The sequence below is a fragment of the Azospirillum sp. A1-3 genome (genome assembly GCF_023806445.1).
Lineage (GTDB): Bacteria > Pseudomonadota > Alphaproteobacteria > Azospirillales > Azospirillaceae > Azospirillum.
This window is the reverse complement of sequence record NZ_JAMSLU010000004.1, coordinates 47,904-66,542: the sequence shown is the minus strand read 5'-3', so window position 1 is coordinate 66,542 and position 18,639 is coordinate 47,904. Positions and strand designations below refer to the sequence as shown.

The 18,639-nt window shown below is 67.4% G+C and carries 16 protein-coding genes; 12 read left to right on the top strand and 4 right to left on the bottom strand.

The genetic code is table 11. The annotated features are described in order from the left end of the window. Positions 1–138: 138 nt before the first annotated feature. On the top strand, positions 139–771 hold the full coding sequence (locus tag M5E06_RS21765; RefSeq protein ID WP_252139979.1) for an MBL fold metallo-hydrolase: 633 nt from the start codon (positions 139–141) through the stop codon (positions 769–771). 13 nt (positions 772–784) lie between these two features. Here M5E06_RS21765 and M5E06_RS21760 read toward each other — a convergent pair whose 3' ends face one another. After that, complete coding sequence (locus tag M5E06_RS21760; RefSeq protein WP_109074711.1) at positions 785–1,606, bottom strand: ParB/RepB/Spo0J family partition protein; 822 nt, start codon at positions 1,604–1,606, stop codon at positions 785–787. A 139-nt stretch (positions 1,607–1,745) separates the two neighbouring features. Continuing rightward, a complete protein-coding gene (locus M5E06_RS21755; RefSeq protein WP_252139978.1) occupies positions 1,746–3,893 on the bottom strand; it encodes a methyl-accepting chemotaxis protein in 2,148 nt (715 codons plus the stop codon). Positions 3,894–4,178: 285 nt separating this feature from the next. Here M5E06_RS21755 and M5E06_RS21750 point away from each other — a divergent pair, with 285 nt between their 5' ends. Together M5E06_RS21750 and M5E06_RS21745 are read left to right on the top strand one after the other, a co-directional pair. Continuing rightward, positions 4,179–4,754, top strand: coding sequence for a class I SAM-dependent methyltransferase (locus tag M5E06_RS21750; RefSeq protein WP_252139977.1), 576 nt, complete (start codon positions 4,179–4,181; stop codon positions 4,752–4,754). 12 nt (positions 4,755–4,766) lie between these two features. Further along, positions 4,767–6,107 (top strand): class I SAM-dependent methyltransferase, encoded by a 1,341-nt coding sequence (locus M5E06_RS21745; RefSeq protein ID WP_252139976.1) that lies wholly within the window; start codon positions 4,767–4,769, stop codon positions 6,105–6,107. A 162-nt stretch (positions 6,108–6,269) separates the two neighbouring features. On the opposite strand, the gene M5E06_RS21740 is transcribed toward M5E06_RS21745, so the two are convergent. Together M5E06_RS21740 and M5E06_RS21735 are read right to left on the bottom strand one after the other, a co-directional pair. Then, positions 6,270–8,429 (bottom strand): malate synthase G, encoded by a 2,160-nt coding sequence (locus M5E06_RS21740; RefSeq protein ID WP_252139975.1) that lies wholly within the window; start codon positions 8,427–8,429, stop codon positions 6,270–6,272. Between the two features lie 159 nt (positions 8,430–8,588). Continuing rightward, positions 8,589–9,722, bottom strand: a complete 1,134-nt coding sequence (locus M5E06_RS21735) for a hypothetical protein (RefSeq protein ID WP_252139974.1) — start codon at positions 9,720–9,722, stop codon at positions 8,589–8,591. Between the two features lie 207 nt (positions 9,723–9,929). Here M5E06_RS21735 and M5E06_RS21730 point away from each other — a divergent pair, with 207 nt between their 5' ends. From M5E06_RS21730 to sufU, 9 genes are all read left to right on the top strand, one after another. Then, positions 9,930–10,973 carry a hypothetical protein gene (locus M5E06_RS21730; RefSeq protein WP_252139973.1) on the top strand — a complete coding sequence of 348 codons (1,044 nt, stop codon included), beginning with the start codon at positions 9,930–9,932 and terminating at the stop codon, positions 10,971–10,973. After that, complete coding sequence (locus M5E06_RS21725) at positions 10,970–11,395, top strand: phage holin family protein (RefSeq protein WP_109074704.1); 426 nt, start codon at positions 10,970–10,972, stop codon at positions 11,393–11,395. The genes M5E06_RS21730 and M5E06_RS21725 overlap by 4 nt, the downstream gene beginning before the upstream one ends. A gap of 11 nt (positions 11,396–11,406) precedes the next feature. After that, positions 11,407–12,408 carry a hypothetical protein gene (locus tag M5E06_RS21720; RefSeq protein ID WP_109150009.1) on the top strand — a complete coding sequence of 334 codons (1,002 nt, stop codon included), beginning with the start codon at positions 11,407–11,409 and terminating at the stop codon, positions 12,406–12,408. A 311-nt stretch (positions 12,409–12,719) separates the two neighbouring features. Then, on the top strand, positions 12,720–13,190 hold the full coding sequence (locus M5E06_RS21715; protein ID WP_109074701.1) for an SUF system Fe-S cluster assembly regulator: 471 nt from the start codon (positions 12,720–12,722) through the stop codon (positions 13,188–13,190). Between the two features lie 45 nt (positions 13,191–13,235). After that, the gene (gene sufB, locus M5E06_RS21710; RefSeq protein ID WP_252139972.1) at positions 13,236–14,720 is read left to right on the top strand and encodes a Fe-S cluster assembly protein SufB; all 1,485 of its coding nucleotides are present in this window, start codon (positions 13,236–13,238) and stop codon (positions 14,718–14,720) included. Positions 14,721–14,790: 70 nt separating this feature from the next. After that, on the top strand, positions 14,791–15,543 hold the full coding sequence (gene sufC / locus M5E06_RS21705) for a Fe-S cluster assembly ATPase SufC (protein WP_109150011.1): 753 nt from the start codon (positions 14,791–14,793) through the stop codon (positions 15,541–15,543). Further along, on the top strand, positions 15,543–16,910 hold the full coding sequence (gene sufD / locus M5E06_RS21700; RefSeq protein ID WP_252139971.1) for a Fe-S cluster assembly protein SufD: 1,368 nt from the start codon (positions 15,543–15,545) through the stop codon (positions 16,908–16,910). Before sufC ends, sufD begins: the two co-directional genes overlap by 1 nt. Positions 16,911–16,912: 2 nt before the next feature. Then, a complete protein-coding gene (locus M5E06_RS21695; RefSeq protein ID WP_252139970.1) occupies positions 16,913–18,175 on the top strand; it encodes a cysteine desulfurase in 1,263 nt (420 codons plus the stop codon). Next, on the top strand, positions 18,172–18,639 hold the full coding sequence (sufU, locus tag M5E06_RS21690; RefSeq protein WP_085085654.1) for a Fe-S cluster assembly sulfur transfer protein SufU: 468 nt from the start codon (positions 18,172–18,174) through the stop codon (positions 18,637–18,639). The genes M5E06_RS21695 and sufU overlap by 4 nt, the downstream gene beginning before the upstream one ends.

The following is an 18,639-nucleotide window of genomic DNA, read 5'->3' as shown; positions in this document are numbered from 1 at the left end:
CCCGGACCTTAGCCAGTTTCGCCGGCCATTGCGACCGGCTTTGCGCGAATGGTTTGCGGCATCCGGCGCGAGCGCGCTAAGGTCCCCTCGGCCCAAGGGGTCATTCAGCCATATTCCCGCAGAGTCGAAGGTCAGGACATGCAGTACGCCATCGTTCCGGTCACCCCGTTCCAGCAGAACTGCACGGTGCTCTGGTGCCCCGAGACGATGAAGGGCGCTGCCATCGATCCCGGCGGCGACCTGGACCGCATCCTGGCCGCGGTGAAGGCGAAGGGCGTGACGCTGGAGAAGATCCTGGTCACCCACGGTCATATCGACCATGCCGGCGCCGTCGCCGATCTGGCCGACAAGCTGTCGCTGCCGATCGAGGGGCCGCACCGCGACGACCAGTTCTGGATCGACGGCATGCCAATGCAGAGCCAGATGTTCGGCTTCCCGCCGGTCCGCTCCTTCACGCCCGACCGCTGGCTGGAGGAGGGCGACACGGTGACCGTCGGCAACCAGACGCTGGAGGTCCGCCACTGCCCCGGCCACACCCCCGGCCATGTCGTGTTCGTCCACCGGCCGTCGAAGCTGGCCATCGTCGGCGACGTGCTGTTCCAGGGCTCGATCGGCCGCACCGACTTCCCCAAGGGCAACTACGGCGACCTGATCGCTTCGATTCGCGACAAGCTATTCCCCTACGGCGACGACTTCACCTTCATCCCCGGCCACGGCCCGATGTCGAATTTCGGCGAAGAGCGGCTGTACAATCCATTTTTGAACGACTGACCGCTACGCGCTCTCAATCCACCATCGGCTCGTCGCCCAGCAGAAGGTCGATGCGGCGGCGCAGGCTGATGAGTTCGCGGCGCTGCATGTCGTCGACATAGGCGCGGTGCTCGCGCGGGTCGCCCAGGCGGGCGGTCGCGCGGCGTAGCGCGTCGAGGAAGCGGCCGACTGCCGACATGGTGCGCAGCGACGGTTCCTTGGCGGCGTCCTTGCGGCTGCGGGCGGCCTGGACGGTGCCGTCGCCGGCCTTCACCTGCTCCCACAGCGCCATCTGCTCGTCCAGATCCTTGATCCAGGCGATCTCGATCAGGGTGGAGCGCGAGACGTCGTGATGGGCGGCGGCATATTCCTGCTTGATCGTCTCCGGCAGGCTGTTCAGCCGCAGGGTGTGGCTGACGTTGCTCTGGCTCTTGCCGATGATGCGGCCGAGCTGTTCCTGGGTGTAGCCGAAGCGGTCGATCAGGCGGGAAAGAGCCTCCGCCAGTTCCAGCGCGTCCAGATCGACGCGCTGCACATTCTCCACCAGGGTCAGTTCGTCCGGATTGCCGGAGGTGACCAGCGCGTAGATGGTCGCCAGCCCCAGCATCTCGTGCGCCCGCAGCCGCCGTTCGCCGGCGACCAGCCGATGGCCGCCCACGACCTCCTGCACCAGGATCGGTTGCTTCAGCCCGTAATGCGCAATCGAGTCGGCCAGACTCTGCATCTCCTGCGGGTCGAAATGGCGGCGCGGCATGCTTGGATTGCGCATCACCCGCGCGACGTCGAGTTCCAACAGCCGGGGCGGCTTGCCCGTATCGTCGAACAGATCCGAATGATCGGGAGCGAGCGTCGGCATGTCGTATCCAGATTCCCTGTTCACCATTTCTTCCGGCTCCGCAACCGTGCCCCGTCCATTGCGGCGCTGTCAACGGCGCAGTGAGAAGAAAAGGGGAACAGGGAATTGTGGCTTCGCCGTCGCTGGCCAAGTCATCCCATCACGCCGCCTTGATGTCGGCCAGGAAACGTTCGATCTCCGCCCGGAGATGTCCGGCCTGCCGCGTCAGATCCTGGGACGAGGTCAGCACCTCTTCGGCGACCGTCTTGGTCGTATCGGCGGACCGCGCCACGCCGTCGATGATCGCGGTTACCGATTGCGTCGCCTTTGCGGCCTGTTCGGCGTTGGCGGCGATGTCCATCGTTGCGGTGCCCTGCTCATCGATGGCGTTGGAGACGATGCTGGAGATGCGGCCCATATCCTCGATGACACGGGCGATCTCGCCGATGGAGGCGGCGGCTCCGTCCGTCACCGACTGCATCGTGCCGATCTGGCTGCCGATCTCGTCGGTGGCCTTGGCGGTCTGGGAAGCCAGATGCTTGACCTCGTTGGCAACGACGGCAAAGCCTTTGCCCGCTTCCCCCGCCCGCGCCGCTTCGATGGTGGCGTTCAGTGCCAGAAGGTTGGTCTGCGCCGCGATGTCGTGGATCAGTTGAACCACGGTTCCGATGCGACCGGCGGTCTCCACCACCACGCGCATGGTTTCGCCCGCCTGCGCGGCGGCGCCGATGGCGGCCTGGGTGATGCGACCCGATTCCTCGATGTGACGACCGATGTCGCCGATGGAGGCGCGCAGCTGGTTGGCGGCCGACGCCACCGTGCCGACGTTGCTCGCCGTCTGATCGGCCGCCGCGGCGACGCTGGTCGCCTCGTGCAGCGTCCGGTCGGCGCCGTCGCTCATCGACCTGGCCGTCGTCTCCAGCCCGCCGGCGGCGCTGGCCACCGCGCGGACGATACCGCCGACGCGGGCATCGAAGCCGTCGGTCACCTGTTCCAACTGGCGGGTCCGTTCCTCGCGCAGGGCGCGGATCCGCTCCTGCTCCATATGGAGGTCGTCGGCCTTGATCAACGCCTCCTTGAACACCTGCATGGCGCCGGCCATACGTCCGATCTCGTCGTGGCGCTCCTGCGCCGGCACGTCGAGCCGGCGTTCGCCCTGGGCCAGACGCTGCATCGCCTCGCACATCGCCGACAGCGGACGGGTGATGCCGCGGGCGAACAGGATGCCACCGATGCAAATGACCAGCAGCAAGGCGGCCCCGGCACCGATCATCTGGTCGCGCATCGAATGGACAGGCGCCAGGATCTCGTCCACTGCCGCCTCCGCCAGCACCAGCCAGTGGACGCCGTTATGGGTCATCGGCCGGTAGGCGGTCAGTGCCGGACCGCTGCCGGCGAAGTTCGTCGCCTCCAACACCCCGGTGTGGTCGGAATCGCCTTTGATGGTGCCCATGGCGCCGCCCTCATAGGGCGTCAACACCGCCGTTCCCTTGGCGAAGCGCGGCGTGCTGCGCAGCTTGCCGTCCTCCCCGACCAGGAACGTATCGCCGCTGTCCCCCATGCCGCCGGTGGCGCGCATGATGCGATCCAGCCCGTTCGGCTCGATGCGGAAAACCAGGGTGGCCAGGATCTGGGCTCCCCCGTTCGGCAGGTTCAACACCACCGGAGCGGCCAGGAAGGCCGAAGCTGCGCCATCGGCCGGCGCGTAGGCGCTGAAATCGGCGATCCGGGCCTCATCCGGCTTGGGATCGCGCTTCACCGAGTCGGCCAGGGCGGCGAGCGGACCTTCGGCCGGCTTGCCGAAATCGCCGCCTTTCGCGGCGCTATAGAGCACAGCCCCGTCCTGCGACAGCAGCAGCACGTCGGCCAACCCGCGGCGCAGCATCAGATCAGCCATCCAGGACTGCAGCCGGAGATGCGCCATGTCGTACATGGTGTTCATATCCGGCTTCTCGAGCTTGTAGCGCTCGGCCGGCGGGTTGGGGTTGTCATCGACATAGCGCTTGCGCAGCAGAGTGCCGGGGTCGCCTCGATCAGCCTCGACTCTCCAGCCGTTGCCCAGCGCCACCGCGGCATCGCGCATTGAGCGCGTGTTCGCCGTAAGGACGATGTCGCCCTCCAATCCCTCCAGATAGGACTGGACGCTGGCCGCGCGGGCGTCCGCCAGCGCCACCAGCTTGTCCTGTGCCGCCGTGCGCAGCCTGTCGGTGGCCGCGGAATAGGCGAAGCTGCCAAGCAGCAGTGCCGTCAGCACCGCCGATCCGACCACGGCACCAGGGATCTTGTGACGCAGAAGCAATCTTCTCAAGGTTGTGCCCCTCCCATGCAAAGCGCCGGTTGGCCCGGCTTGACTGGCGCGACGAACAGCCGCTTCTGCCCACCGGACATTTCCCATCCGACCGAGCCGCTGGACGTTGCGCCGCCTACGTACAATTCTATACGCAAACCATTAACAGAATCCGTCATATCCTTTTAATCGTTTTGTTAAACGATCGTTCAAAATCCATTCGGCTGGCGCAATGAAACGCAACTCAGTAGAAAGGGTTGATGCAGAGCCGAGGAATTGATCCGGCGTCTGTTGGGAGGTCGGTCGATGTCACTTGCTGAACGCAAGCTCTTTGTCGAGCGCTGGATTCGCTCACCCCTGAAGGTCGCGTCGGTAACTCCAAGCGGTCCTGAACTGTGCCGGGCCATGGCAAAGGCCGCCGGTTGCAGCCCCACAAAGCGGGTGGTGGAGTTGGGTCCGGGCACCGGTCCGGTCACTTCGGCGCTGCTGGCCCATGGCGTCACTCCCGACAATCTGCTGATGGTGGAACTCGACCCCGCCTTCGCCGACCATCTGTCGATCCTGCACCCCAACGCCACCGTGGTGCGCGGCGACGCGACGCGGGTCCACCGCATCGTCCAGGCCCATGGCTGGGAGTCTTGCGACGCGGTGGTGTCGGGCCTGCCGCTGATCGCCATGCCGCTGTCGGTCCAGGCCCGGATCGTGCGCGGCGCCTTTTCCGTGCTGGCGCAGGACGGCGTTTTCGTGCAATTCACCTATGGTCCCTTCGCCCCGGTCAATCCGGAACTGATCCGGCGGCTGCGGCTGAAGCCGCGGCGCCATGCCTGGATCGCCCGGAACCTGCCGCCGGCGTCGGTCTGGACCTTCCGCCGGCTGCCCTGACGACGAGTCACTTTGACCGCTGACACTGTATTCGACGAAGCGCGCGCCCTGATCGACGCGCGCCGTTACCGCCCCGCCCTGCGCCTGCTGCGCGGCGATGCCCTCCCCCACGGGCTTGCCAACGGACTTTCCAACGGACTTGAACGTCTGCATCTGCTGGGTCTGGCCCATCTCGGCCATCGCGACGCCCCGGCGGCCATCGCCTGCCTGCGCCGCGTCCTGGCCGACCGGCCGGACGATCCGGACCTGCTGTCCTCCCTGGCCCAGGCTCATCAGGCCGACAACGCCCCCTTCCCCGCCGTCCGCTGGTTCGAGCGCGCCGCCCGCCTCACACCCGGCGACGCGGCCCTCACCGCGTCCCTGGCCGGAGCCCTTCGCCGCGACGCCCGCTATGGCGATGCGCTGGCCCTGGCGCGGGCGGCGATCCGTGATGGCGACACCTCGCCCGACATCCGCTATGAGGCGGCGATGGCCGCGGCCTATCTCGGCGAGGATGCGGAGTCGCTGGCCCATTTCGACGCTCTGCTGGCCGACGATCCCGAACATGCCGCCGCATGGTTTGGCAGCCACGCCCAGGCTCTGCACCATCATGGCCCCGAGGAAGCGCTAAGCCGCCTGCGCCGCGCCACCCGCTGCGGCGGCGCCAACGGCAAATACTGGGGCTATCTCGCCGCCACCCTGCGCCTGTTCGGCCGCAAGGCGGAGGCCGATGCCGTCGAGGCCGAGCAGATCGGCGACAATCCAAAGCGCCGTCCGCTTCCCGACGGCGCCAAGGCGCTGCTGCCGAAGCTCTCCCCCGACTTCCGCCTGTTCGGCAACAGCGGCCGGCTGCTGCGCCACGCGCTGGCCTGTGCAGGCACACCCGGTCTGGTGCTGGAGTTCGGCGTGCGGCGCGGCACCTCGCTCAACCACATCGCCGACGTGGCTGGGCAAGAGGTCCACGGCTTCGATTCGTTCGAGGGACTGCCGGAGGGCTGGGTCAACTCCCCCCGCGGCGTGCTGACCACCGGCAGCCAGCTGCCGCCGGTGCGCGACAATGCCCGCCTGCATGTGGGGTGGTTCGAGGACAGCCTGCCACCCTTCCTGGCGGCCCATCCGGGGCCGGTGCGCTTCGTCAATGTCGACAGCGACATCTACGCGTCGGCCCGCACCGTGTTGACCGCGCTGGCCGACCGGGTGTTTCCGGGGACGGTCATCGTCTTCGACGAGTATATCGGCAACCGCAGCTGGCGCGACGACGAGTACCGGGCATTCCAGGAATTTGCCGCGGAGAACGCGGTCCGGTACGAGTATTTCGCGGCCAGTCCCTACACCAAGCAGGTGGCGGTGCGGGTGTTGGGGATCAGATTGTAGATTCTGCCTCGAATGCCCCCTCCCCATCCCTCCCCCGCTTCGCGGGAGAGGGGGTAGGACGCTTGGTGAAGCTTAGCAAAGGAGCGGCGGCAGTCCCCTCTCCCGCCGAAGGCGGGGGAGGGTTAGGGAGGGGGCAAAACCTCTCCCATCGCCGAAACTATCTCACCCCGCCGCCTTCACCTGACGGCGGCGCGCATGCAGGACCGGCTCGGTGTAGCCGTTCGGCTGGACGCGGCCCTTGAACACCAGATCGCACGCCGCCTGGAAGGCGATGCTGCCGTCGAAGTTGCCGGCCATCGGCTTGTACAGCGGGTCGCCGGCATTCTGCTTGTCGACGACGGCGGCCATGCGCTTCATGACCTCCATCACCTGGGCCTCGGTGCAGATGCCGTGGTGCAGCCAGTTGGCGATGTGCTGGCTGGAGATGCGCAGGGTGGCGCGGTCTTCCATCAGCCCGACGTCATGGATGTCCGGCACCTTGGAGCAGCCGACGCCCTGGTCGATCCAGCGCACCACATAGCCGAGGATGCCCTGGGCGTTGTTCTCCAGCTCCTGCCGGATCTCGTCCTCCGACCAGTTGGGGCGGTCGGCGAGCGGGATGGTCAGGATGTCGGACAGGGCGGCGGCCTGCCGCTTGGCCAGCTGGTCCTGCACCTCGGCCACATTCACGGCGTGATAGTGGGTGGCGTGCAGGGTGGCGGCGGTCGGCGACGGGACCCAGGCGGTGTTGGCACCGGCCTTCGGATGGCCGATCTTGGCGACCAGCATGTCGGCCATCAGGTCAGGCATCGCCCACATGCCCTTGCCGATCTGGGCGCGGCCCTTCAGCCCGGCGCGCAGGCCGACATCGACGTTGTTGTCCTCGTACGCCGAGATCCACTTGGTGGCCTTCATCGCCGCCTTGCGGACGACCGGGCCGGCCTCCATCGAGGTGTGGATCTCGTCGCCGGTGCGGTCGAGGAAGCCGGTGTTGATGAACACCACGCGGTCCTTGGCGGCGCGGATGCACTCCTTGAGGTTGACGCTGGTACGGCGCTCCTCGTCCATGATGCCGACCTTGAGGGTGTTGCGGGCCATGCCCAGCAGGTCCTCAACGCGGCTGAACAGCTCGTCGGCGAAGGCGACCTCTTCCGGTCCGTGCATCTTCGGCTTTACGATGTAGACCGAACCGGCGCGGCTGTTGCGCAGGCCACCCTGCGCCTTCAGGTCATGCAGCGCGATCAGCGAGGTGAAAACGCCGTCGAGGATGCCTTCCGGCGCCTCGCTGCCGTCGGACAGCTTGACCATGTCGATGGTCATCAGGTGGCCGACGTTGCGGACCAGCAGCAGGCTGCGGCCATGCAGGGTGACGCTGCCGGTCGGCGTGGTGTAGACGCGATCCGGGTTCAGCTTGCGGACGATGGTCTTGTCGCCCTTGGGGAAGCTGGCCTCCAGCGTGCCCTTCATCAGGCCCAGCCAGTTGCGGTAGGCGACGACCTTGTCCTCCGCATCCACGGCGGCGACGGAATCCTCGCAGTCCTGGATGGTCGACAGCGCGGCTTCCAGCACGACGTCGGCGACGCCGGCCGCGTCGTCCTTGCCGATCACGCTGTTGCGGTCGATGCGGATTTCGATGTGGGTGCCGTTCTGGACCAGCAGCACAGCCGACGGCGCCGAAGCCTCGCCCTGCCAGCCGACGAAGGCGGCCTTGTCCTTCAGGCCGGTTTTGCCGCCGCTCTTCAGCGTCACCGCCAGCGTGTCGCCCTCGACCGCATAGCCGGTGGCGTCGGCATGGCTGCCCTCGGCCAGCGGAACGCTGTCGTCCAGGAACTTGCGCGCCCAGGCGATCACCTGCGCGCCGCGGGCGGCGTCATAGCCGCCGGCCGCCGGGGTGCCCGGAATGGCGTCGGTGCCGTACAGCGCGTCGTACAGGCTGCCCCAGCGCGCGTTGGCGGCGTTCAGGGCATAGCGGGCGTTGGTGATCGGCACCACCAGCTGCGGGCCGGCGAGATAGGCGATTTCCGGATCGACGTTGCCGGTGCCGACGGCGAAGTCGCCGCCCTCCGGCACCAGATAGCCGATCTCGCGCAGGAAGGACTCGTATTCGGCCTGATCGAAGATCTTGCCGCGGCGGGCGGTATGCCACGCGTCGATCTGCGCCTGCAGGCTGTCGCGCTTGTCAAGAAGAGCCCTATTGCGCGGCGCCAGCTCGTGCAGGAGCTGGTCGAGGCCGGTCCAGAGACGGTCGGCGTCGACACCGGTCCCCGGCAGCGCCTCGTCATTGATGAAGTCGTACAGCGGTTGGGCGATTTCGAGGCCGCCACGGCGGATCCAGTTGCTCATCTCGTTGCGTGTCCCATTCTCTTGCGCTCGGTTCGCAGACTCCTCTCCGGGAGTCTTGGTTCATCGGTTATCGCGTCTTCCGATTGACCCGGTCAACACAATGTCGCACCGCAGCGTATGGAGAAATGGTAGCAGGCGGTCTATGCCGCTCAGCCGTGGTCAGGCCAGCAGATTCAGCGCCGCGGCCGGCTGGACGGCCGGATCGGTCGCCGATGGCAGGACCGGCGTCTCCGCGCTCTCCGCATCGCCGCCGCCGAGCAGTCCGGCCACGGCAAGGGCGTCACTGGACCCGAACGCCGCGGCGCGCAGGGCGTTGACCTCCTTCTGGGCGGCGTCGACCATCTTGTCGTCGGCCTTGAAGCCCTCCCGCCGCTCGCGCCGCCGCTTTTCCGACTCGTCCAGCATGTTGGCGGCCTTCGCCTCGCCGATGATGCGCTTGGAGGTGGCCAGCACCCCCTCCACCCGCTGGACGAAGGCGTCGGCCTCGCGATAGCGCGACATCTTCATGGCGTTGTCGGCCATCAGCTGCTGGATCATCGTGCTGCGGCCACCGGTCCCAGCCGTCGCCGCGGAGGCCGGGTCGGTCCCGGCCAGCCCACCGCCGCCCAAGCCGGACAGCACATCCTCCACCAGCCGGGCGATGTCGTCGTGCAGCTTGCCGTCCTGCGTCGTCGCCCCGGGGGTCGAATCCGCCGCCGCCCCGGCATCCGCCGCCATCAGGTCGGCGGCATTCTCCGCCGAGCCTCCGTCTCCCGCCGAAATGCCGATGGTCAGCGTCACCTCGGTCTGCTGCAGGGTCAGGCTGGTGGTGCTGCGGGTGATGGTCGTCTCCGACGACAGCATGGAGCCGCCGGTGGCAGCGCCGGCATCCCCCGGAAGCCCCATTTCCGCCGCGGCCTTGATGCCGGCACCATATTCCTTGGCGGCGCGCCCGGCCTCGCGCGCCAGCAGCGCCGCTTCCCGCGCCAAGGATGCCAGCTTCTGCGCATCGCCCTGGGCGAAGCGCATCGCCAGCTTCAGTTGCTCGATTTTGCGTTCGACCTGCTCCAGCCGGGCGGCGGCAGCCTCCTTGGGACTGCCAACCCGCCTCGCCTCCTCCAGCGCCGCCTTGGCGGAAGCGTGGTCGCTCTGCCACTTGGCGAGGGGTTGGGTCAGCGCCTGCGCCCGCTCGGCCTTCTGGGCAAGTTGCCCCTGGGCGTCCTTCGCCTGAAGGTCCTTTTCCCAAGGCTTCTTCGCCTGTTGCAGCCGAAAAAGTCCGGCCTGTCCGTCGGCCACCACGCTGAAGACGCTCATGCCGCCACCCTCCGGCCGGGTCGCACCAGGATATTCCCGGCAAAGTTTAGCACATTGGTGGTGACTGTCCATTTCGCGCAGCGGCTGCGTGGAACCCCGAAGGCTTGGCTGGTGTTTCCCTTCCCGACACCCGATTCCGCAACGGGCGGTTTGATGCCGCAGGCGCGGAGCCGCGGAATACCGGAATCCCCGAGGAGGAAAGACAAGATGCCGAACCGCGACATGACCGGCACCGGCGGACCGAACCCGACCGGCTCCACCACCGGAAGTTCCACCGCTGGAAGTTCGACCGCCGGCAGCTCCACCATCGGCAACAGCACGTCCGGTGGACGCAGCGGCGTCGAGGATATCAAGAAGACCGTCAACCGCGCCGCCGACGACGCGATGGCCACCGGGCGCGAGACGCTGGGCAATGCCCAGGGCCGCATCCGCTCGCTGCTGGAACAGCAGACCGGCCGCGCCGCCGACCAGCTTGGCGGGGTCGCCAACGCCCTGCACAAGGCCGCCGAGCAGCTGAACGAGGAGAATGGCGGCGTGGTCGCCGATTACGCCGAGCAGGCTGCCAGCCGCGTCGAGCGGGTCGCCGACATGCTGCGCGACGCGAATGTCGACGACATCGTCGGCGAGGTCGAGGGCTTCGCCCGACGCCAGCCCGAGGTGTTCATCGGTGCCGCCTTCGCCGTCGGCTTCCTCGCCGCGCGCTTCATCAAAAGCTCCGGCGAGCGGCGGATGCACCGCGCCTCGACCTCGCTGCGCGGCAACGCCCATCCGTCGCAGTCCGTGCGCACCGCGCGTGGCTCAGCCTACGACACCGGCCGCGACATGAATCGCGATATGGGACGCGGCTCCAGCCCGAACCGCGGCATGGCGGGCGGCATCGCCGAGTCCGTCAGCCGCAGCACGCCGTCGCACAGCGCCGACACGCCGACGACCGGATCCTCCGCCGTCAACACCGGCAATCTGGCCGGCCGCATGGAGTCGGAGCGCGCTTCTGAGCGTCTGGGTGAGCCGAAGCCGGCCGCCGGCCGCATCGGCATGCCTCTCTCCACCGCCCCGGCCTCCGTCACCGGCCGCGGCACCGGGTCCACGCCCGAAACGGCGCTCGGCACCAGCACGGTCGGCGCCCCCGGCGGCACGACCGGCAGCGCCGGCAGCGCCATGAACTCCGGCACCACCGGCGTCGGCGGGACCCAGGGCGGGACCGCCGGGAGCACCTCCTCCACCTCCAAGCCGCAGGGACAGCGTCCATGAGCGCCGCCGAGAACCGCTATGACGAGCCGCGGGATCCGCGGCAGGACCGGCCGCTCGCCGGCCTGTTCGCCGATCTCGCCCGCGAATCCGCCAACCTTGCCCGATCCGAGATCGCGTTGGCGAAGGCCGAGCTGACCGACAAGGCCACCGAGGCCGCCGGCGGCGTGGCTTTCATCGCCGTCGGCGGACTGATCGCCTTCGCCGGCGTTCTGGTCCTGCTTGCCTCCGCGGTTCTCGGCCTGTCCAACGTCCTGGCCCCGTGGCTGTCCGCGCTGATCGTCGGCGTGGTGGTTCTGCTGGTCGGCGGCATCCTGGCCTATGTCGGCAAGAACCGGCTGAGCCCCGCCAACCTCCGCCCCCGCCGCACGATCAATACGCTGGACGAGGACAAGCGCTGGGCGAAATCCCAGCTTGCCCGCTGAGGGGCCGGCCGATGACGGACGACGTTCGTAAATCCGAAACCGGGCCGCAGGATCTCGACGCCCTGGAGGGCGACATCCGCGCCAGCCGCGCGCGCATCGGCGGCACCGTCGAGGCGCTGCGCGACCGCAGCTCCCGTCTGCGCGACAGACTGACGCGGTGGTCTCCCCAATCCCTGATGGAGAATTCCATGAAGCATACCTATTCGCCGTCGCAGCAGTCCGACCGCTATGAAAGCGGCCAGACCGTCCATTACCGGCAGTCGCAGTCCCGATCGTCGGGATCGATGCTGGACAACGTGACCAGCAACCCGATCCCGCTGGCCCTGGTCGGCATCGGGCTGGGTTGGCTGGCGCTGTCGAGCACGGGTTACGACCGCCGCATCGCCCGGTCCAGCACCGTCCGCAACGCCCGCCACCGCATGGGCGACGCCGTTGACTACGCCCGCGAATCGCTGAGCGGCGCCAGCGAGAGCGTCCGCAACGCCGCCAGTTCCGCCTATGACAGCGCCTCGGGCGCGGTCGGCTCCGCCTACGACAGCGCCTCGGACAGGGTCAGCGGCATGATGGGCGGTTCGGACGGCGACCACCGGACGGGCCAGGGCGACATTCAGGGCCAGCGGCAATCCCAGTCCTATGCCAGCCGCGGCATGTCGCGCCTGTCCTCGATGGCACCGTCGACCGACCATCTGCGCCACCGTGCGCATGACATGTCGACCGGCTTCTGGGACCTCGTGGAGGACCATCCCATCGTCGCCGGCGCCATGGGCGTGGCGCTGGGTGCGGCCATCGGCGCCGCCCTGCCGGGCACCCGCTATGAGAAGCAGTGGGTCGGCGAGTATGCCGACGAGGCGACCGAGCGCGCCAAGTCCATCGCCATGGACGCGCTGGACCGCGGCACCCGCGCCGCCCAGGCTGCGGCCGACACGGTGGTGGAGTCGGTGAAGGAAGACCTGCATGACGTCGTGTCGGACGCCACCGACGCCGCCCGCGCGGAAGTGAAGAAGCCGGGCTGACCGCCAGCCCGAACTTTGCCGGACCAACCCCGCGCCGCCACCGGCGCGGGGTTTTCCGCATTCAGCGTGCCGTGTCATCCCGCGACAAACCGTCGCACTTCGACGGGAAGGCTGCGGCTTCGCTGTAGCGTGGTGACAGGAGCGGCGCTATAACCAAGCAGCGTTGACGGGTATTGACGGCGCATCAGCCATGCAAACCCGTCAAACCGGCAGAAACCCTGCACTCCAATCGACAAACGCCCCTTGCCCCCCGGAGCAATCAGGACTAAATTGGTCCTGTATTCGAAACCGGGGTGAAACGGGGTGTGGGCATGATCCGGCTGAGCAAGCTGACCGACTATGCCATCGTCGTGTTGAGCGAGATGGCACGCCAGGTCGGCACGGTCCATACCGTCGCCCATCTGGCCGACCGCACCGGCGTTCCCGCCCCCACCGTCGCCAAGCTGATGAAGACGATGACGCCGGCGGGGCTCACCACCTCGCAACGCGGGGCTGCTGGCGGTTATGCGCTGAGCCGGCCGGCCGATGCAATCTCCATCGCGGAAATCATCACGGCGCTCGACGGTCCCATCGCGCTGACCGCCTGCGTCGACGGTGCCGACAGCCAATGCGGGGTGGAGCAACTTTGCCCCATGCGCGGCGGTTGGGAAAAGGTGAACCGCGCCATTCGCGGCGCGCTGGAGGAGGTGACGCTGGCCGACATGATGGCCCCCATCACCTTCCCCGCCCCGGCAGCCGCAACGAACTCCACAGCCGCCCAGCCGGCCCGCCCTGCGCACTGAACGGCGCGCACCGAACAGCATTCTTGAGAAGGACGAGGCAAAGCCATGGCCGCCCAACCGGAAACCGTCGAGCAGGTCCGCGCCGTCACGGAGCAGAAGTACAAGTACGGCTTCACGACCGACATCGAGGCCGACGTCGCGCCGAAGGGCCTGAACGAGGACATCGTCCGCTTCATCTCCGCCAAGAAGGAGGAGCCGGAGTGGCTGCTGGAATGGCGTCTGAAGGCTTTCCGCGTCTGGCAGACGATGGAGGAGCCGCAATGGGCCGCCGTCAGCTTCCCGCCGATCGACTATCAGGACGCGCATTACTATGCCGCGCCGAAGAAGAAGGCCGGGCCGAAGTCGCTGGACGAGGTCGATCCCGAACTGCTGAAGACCTACGAGAAGCTGGGCATCCCGCTGCGTGAGCAGGAGATCCTGGCCGGCGTCGAAGGATCCGAGGGCAAGAGCCCGGCCATCGCCGTGGACGCTGTGTTCGACAGCGTGTCGGTCGCCACCACCTTCAAGGCGAAGCTGGAGGAGATGGGCATCATCTTCTGCGCGATCTCCGAGGCGGTGCAGAAGCATCCGGAGTTGGTGAAGAAGTATCTCGGCTCGGTGGTGCCCTACACAGACAACTATTATGCGACGCTGAACTGCGCAGTCTTCACCGACGGCAGCTTCGTCTACATCCCCAAGGGCGTGCGCTGCCCGATGGAGCTGTCGACCTATTTCCGCATCAACCAGGCCAACACCGGCCAGTTCGAGCGGACGCTGATCATCGCCGACGAGGGCGCCCACGTCAGCTATCTGGAAGGCTGCACGGCGCCGAAGCGCGACGAGAACCAGCTGCACGCCGCCGTGGTTGAGTTGGTGGCGCTGGACGACGCGACCATCAAGTATTCGACGGTCCAGAACTGGTATCCCGGCAACGAGGAAGGCGTCGGCGGTATCTACAACTTCGTCACCAAGCGTGGCGCCTGCCGCGGCAAGAATTCCAAGATCTCCTGGACACAGGTCGAAACCGGCTCGGCGATCACCTGGAAATATCCGAGCTGCATCCTGCAGGGCGACAATTCGGTGGGCGAGTTCTATTCGGTCGCCATCACCAACAACTTCCAGCAGGCCGACACCGGCACCAAGATGATCCACATCGGCAAGAACACCCGTTCTACGATCGTGTCGAAGGGGATCTCGGCCGGCAAGGCGCAGCAGACCTACCGTGGCTTGGTGAAGATCCTGCCCAGGGCGGAGGGTGCGCGCAACCACACCCAGTGCGACAGCCTGCTGATCGGCGACAAGTGCGGCGCCCACACGGTTCCCTACATCGAGAGCCGCAACCGCTCCGCCCGCATCGAGCATGAGGCGACGACGGCGAAGATCAGCGAGGACCAGCTCTTCTACTGCCGCCAGCGCGGCATCTCGGAAGAGGACGCGGTGTCCCTGATCGTCAACGGCTTCTGCAAGGAGGTCCTGAAGGAACTCCCGATGGAATTCGCCGTGGAGGCGCAGAAGCTGGTGGGCATCAGCCTGGAAGGCAGCGTGGGCTAAGACCCAACCGACAGAACGTGAAGACCGGACGGCGTGCCGGCGGCCTGAAGAAGACAACGAGGCGAAGACGATGATCGAAATCAAGAACCTGCACGCCACCGTGGACGGCAAGGAAATCCTCAAGGGCGTCGACCTGACCATCCGCCCGGGCGAGGTCCACGCCATCATGGGGCCGAACGGCGCCGGCAAGAGCACCATGTCCTACGTCCTCGCCGGCCGCGACGGCTACGAGGTCACGGAAGGCTCGGTCACCTATTACGGCAAGGACCTGCTGGCGATGGAGCCGGAAGAACGCGCTGCCGAGGGCGTCTTCCTGGCTTTCCAATATCCGGTCGAAATCCCCGGCGTCGGCAACACCACCTTCCTGAAGACCGCGATCAACGCCATCCGCAAGCATCGCGGCGAGAAGGAACTGGACGCCATGCAGTTCCTCAAGCTGATCCGCGAGAAGACCAAGGCGCTCGGCATGAACGACGAGATGCTGAAGCGCGCGGTCAATGTCGGCTTCTCCGGCGGTGAGAAGAAGCGCAACGAGACCCTGCAGATGGCGGTCCTGGAACCGAAATTCGCCATCCTCGACGAGACGGACAGCGGCCTCGACATCGACGCGCTGAAGATCGTCGCCGAGGGCGTCAACGCGCTGCGTTCGCCGGAGCGGTCGATGCTGGTCATCACCCACTACCAGCGCCTGCTCGACTACATCGTTCCCGACTATGTCCATGTGCTGGCCGCCGGCCGCATCGTGAAGTCGGGCGGCAAGGAACTGGCGTTGGAGTTGGAAAAGAACGGCTACCGCGACTTCGGCGCGAGCGAGGCGGCGTGATGACGGCCCCCAACTCCCCCCTTCACCCGATGACCTACTCGACGCGCGGCGCCGATCCGGCGACAGCGCCGGCCTTCCTGGCGCCGCTCGATCAGGTGGGCGCCGGCCTGCCCGGCAGCGGCCTGTCCTGGCTGACCGAGCTGCGCGCCGCCGGGCGTGAGCGCTTCGCCGCCGTCGGCCTGCCGACGATCAAGAACGAGAGCTGGCGCTACACCAACCTGCGCGACCTTGCCAAGCTCAGCTTCCAGCCCGCCGCCCCGGCCGCGGCCACCATCGACCTGCTGCCGACCGTACGGGCCGAGGGGCAGGACGGCCCGCGTCTGGTCTTCGTCGACGGCCGCTTCCGCGCCGACCTGTCGTCGGTCGACGGGCTGCCGCCGCGCGTCGAACTGCTGAGCCTCGACGCCGCGCTGACCACCCATTCCGGCCTGCTGGCCGACCACATCGGCCGCCTCGCCGCGGCGGACGACCGGCCGCTGGTGGCGCTGAACAGCGCCTATCTCGCCGATGGTGCGGTCCTGCATGTGCCGGCCGGCGTCCAGGTCGAACGCCCCATCGAGCTGGTCTTCGTCTCGGTCGGGTCGGAGGCGCAGGCGACCTCCTGCCACCCGCGCAGCCTGCTGATCGCAGAGGCTGGCTCGAAGGCGGTGGTGGTCGAACACCATGTCGGCCGCGGCGCCGGCACCACGCTGGCGAACCACGTCACCGAGGTGTTCGTCGGCGAAGGCGCCACCCTGCACCATTACAAGTCGCAGCGCGAAGGTACCGGCGCCATCCACCTGTCGCACATCGCGGCGACGGTGGCGACCGGCGGCTGCTACGACAACTTCATCCTGACGACGGGTGCCAGGCTGTCGCGCAACGAGGTGGTCAGCCGCCTCGACGGTACCGACGCCCGCACCCATGTCAGCGGCGGCTATCTGGTCCGCGGCACCCAGCATGCCGACACCACCACGCTGATCGTCCACGCCCAGCCGAACGGCACCAGCCGCGAGGTCTACAAGGGCGTCATCGACGACACGGCACGCGCGGTGTTCCAGGGCAAGATCACGGTCTGCCCCGACGCGCAGAAGACCGACGGCTACCAGCTGAACCGCGCCCTGCTGCTGTCCGACGGCGCCGAGATCGACAGCAAGCCGGAACTGGAAATCCATGCCGACGATGTGAAGTGCAGCCATGGCTGCACGGCGGGCGAGTTGGACGACGACGCGCTGTTCTACCTGCGCGCCCGCGGCATCGACCGCGACACCGCCCAAGGCCTGCTGATCGGCGCATTCCTGTCGGAATCCCTTGAGGAGATCGCCGAGGAGTCGATCCGCGACGCCTTCCAGGAGATCGTGGCCGGCTGGCTGGAGGAGCAGAAGTAACCATGTCCGATGCCATCCTGAACCAAGCCTACGACGTGCAGCGGGTGCGGGAGGATTTCCCGATCCTCGCCCGCAGCGTCCACGCCAGGAAGGGAAAGCCCGGCAAGCCGCTGGTCTATCTGGACAGCGGGGCGTCCGCCCAGAAGCCGCGTCAGGTCATCCAGGCCATGACCCGCTTCCTGGAAGAGGATTACTCCAACATCCACCGCGGCGTTCATTTCCTGTCGCAGACCGCGACCGACCAGTTCGAGGCGGTGCGTACCAAGGTCGCGCGCTTCCTGAATGCGCCGAACGACCGCTGCATCGTCTTCACCCGCAGCTCGACCGAGGCGATCAACCTCGTGGCCGCCAGCTATGGCCGAACCTTCCTGAACGAAGGCGACGAGGTCATCCTGTCGATCATGGAGCACCACGCGAACATCGTTCCGTGGCAGCTGCTCCAGGCCGAGAAGAAGATCGTCATCAAGGTCGTGCCCTGCGACGAGGACGGCGTCCTCGACATGGATGCCTACAAGGACCTGCTGTCCGACCGCACGAAGCTGGTGGCGATCACCCACTGCTCCAACGTGCTGGGCACCGTCACCCCGGCCAAAGCCATCGCCAAGCTGGCGCATGAGCGCGGCGTGCCCGTCCTGTTCGACGGCAGCCAGGCGGTGGTCCATGGCCCGGTGGACGTGCAGGACATCGACGCCGACTTCTACGTCTTCACCGCGCACAAGCTCTATGGCCCGACTGGCCTCGGCGTGCTGTACGGCAAGTACGACCTCTTGAAGAAGATGCCTCCCTACCAGGGCGGCGGCGACATGATCGAGAGCGTCACCTTCGAAGGCACCACCTTCAAGGCCCCGCCGTCGCGCTTCGAGGCCGGCACCCCGCCGATCACCGAGGTCATCGGCCTGGGCGCCGCCATCGACTATGTCGAATCCCTCGGCCGCGACGCCATCGCCGCGCACGAACACGACCTGCTGCAATACGCGACGCAGCAGCTGTCGCAGATCGACGGCCTGCGCATCGTCGGCACCGCGCCCGGCAAGGGGCCGATCATCTCCTTCGCGCTGGAGGGCGTGCACCCGCACGATGTCGGCACCATCGTCGACCAGTATGGCGTCGCCGTGCGCGTCGGTCGCCATTGCGCCGAGCCGCTGGCCGAGCGGTTCAGCGTCGGACCGACCGTCCGCGCCTCTTTCGGCCTGTACAACACGCGGGAGGAAGCCGACGCCCTCGTCCAGTCCCTCCAGGCGGTCAAGGAGTTCTTCGGAGCATGATGGACGATCTGCGCGAGCTGTATCAGGAAGTGATCCTGGACCACGGCAAGAATCCCCGCAACTTCCGCCATCCCGACGACGCCAATCGCGAAGCGAAGGGCGAGAACCCGATGTGCGGCGACCGATTCATGGTCTATCTGACCCTGAAGGACGGGGTGGTCGACGACGTGGCCTTCCAGGGCCGCGGCTGCGCCATCTCCACCGCCAGCGCCTCGATGATGACGGAACTGGTGCGCGGCAAGACCGCGGCGGAGGCGGAGAAACTCTTCCACGCCTTCCACGAGCTGTGCACCCAGGACGAGCCCGACATCCCCGAGGGTGTCGATGACGAGACGATGGAAAAGCTGATGGTGATGTCCGGCGTGCGCCAGTTCCCGGTGCGGGTGAAGTGCGCGACGCTGGCTTGGCACGCGATGAATGCGGCACTCCACGGCGAGGCTGCGGCCTCCAGCGACCAGTATTGA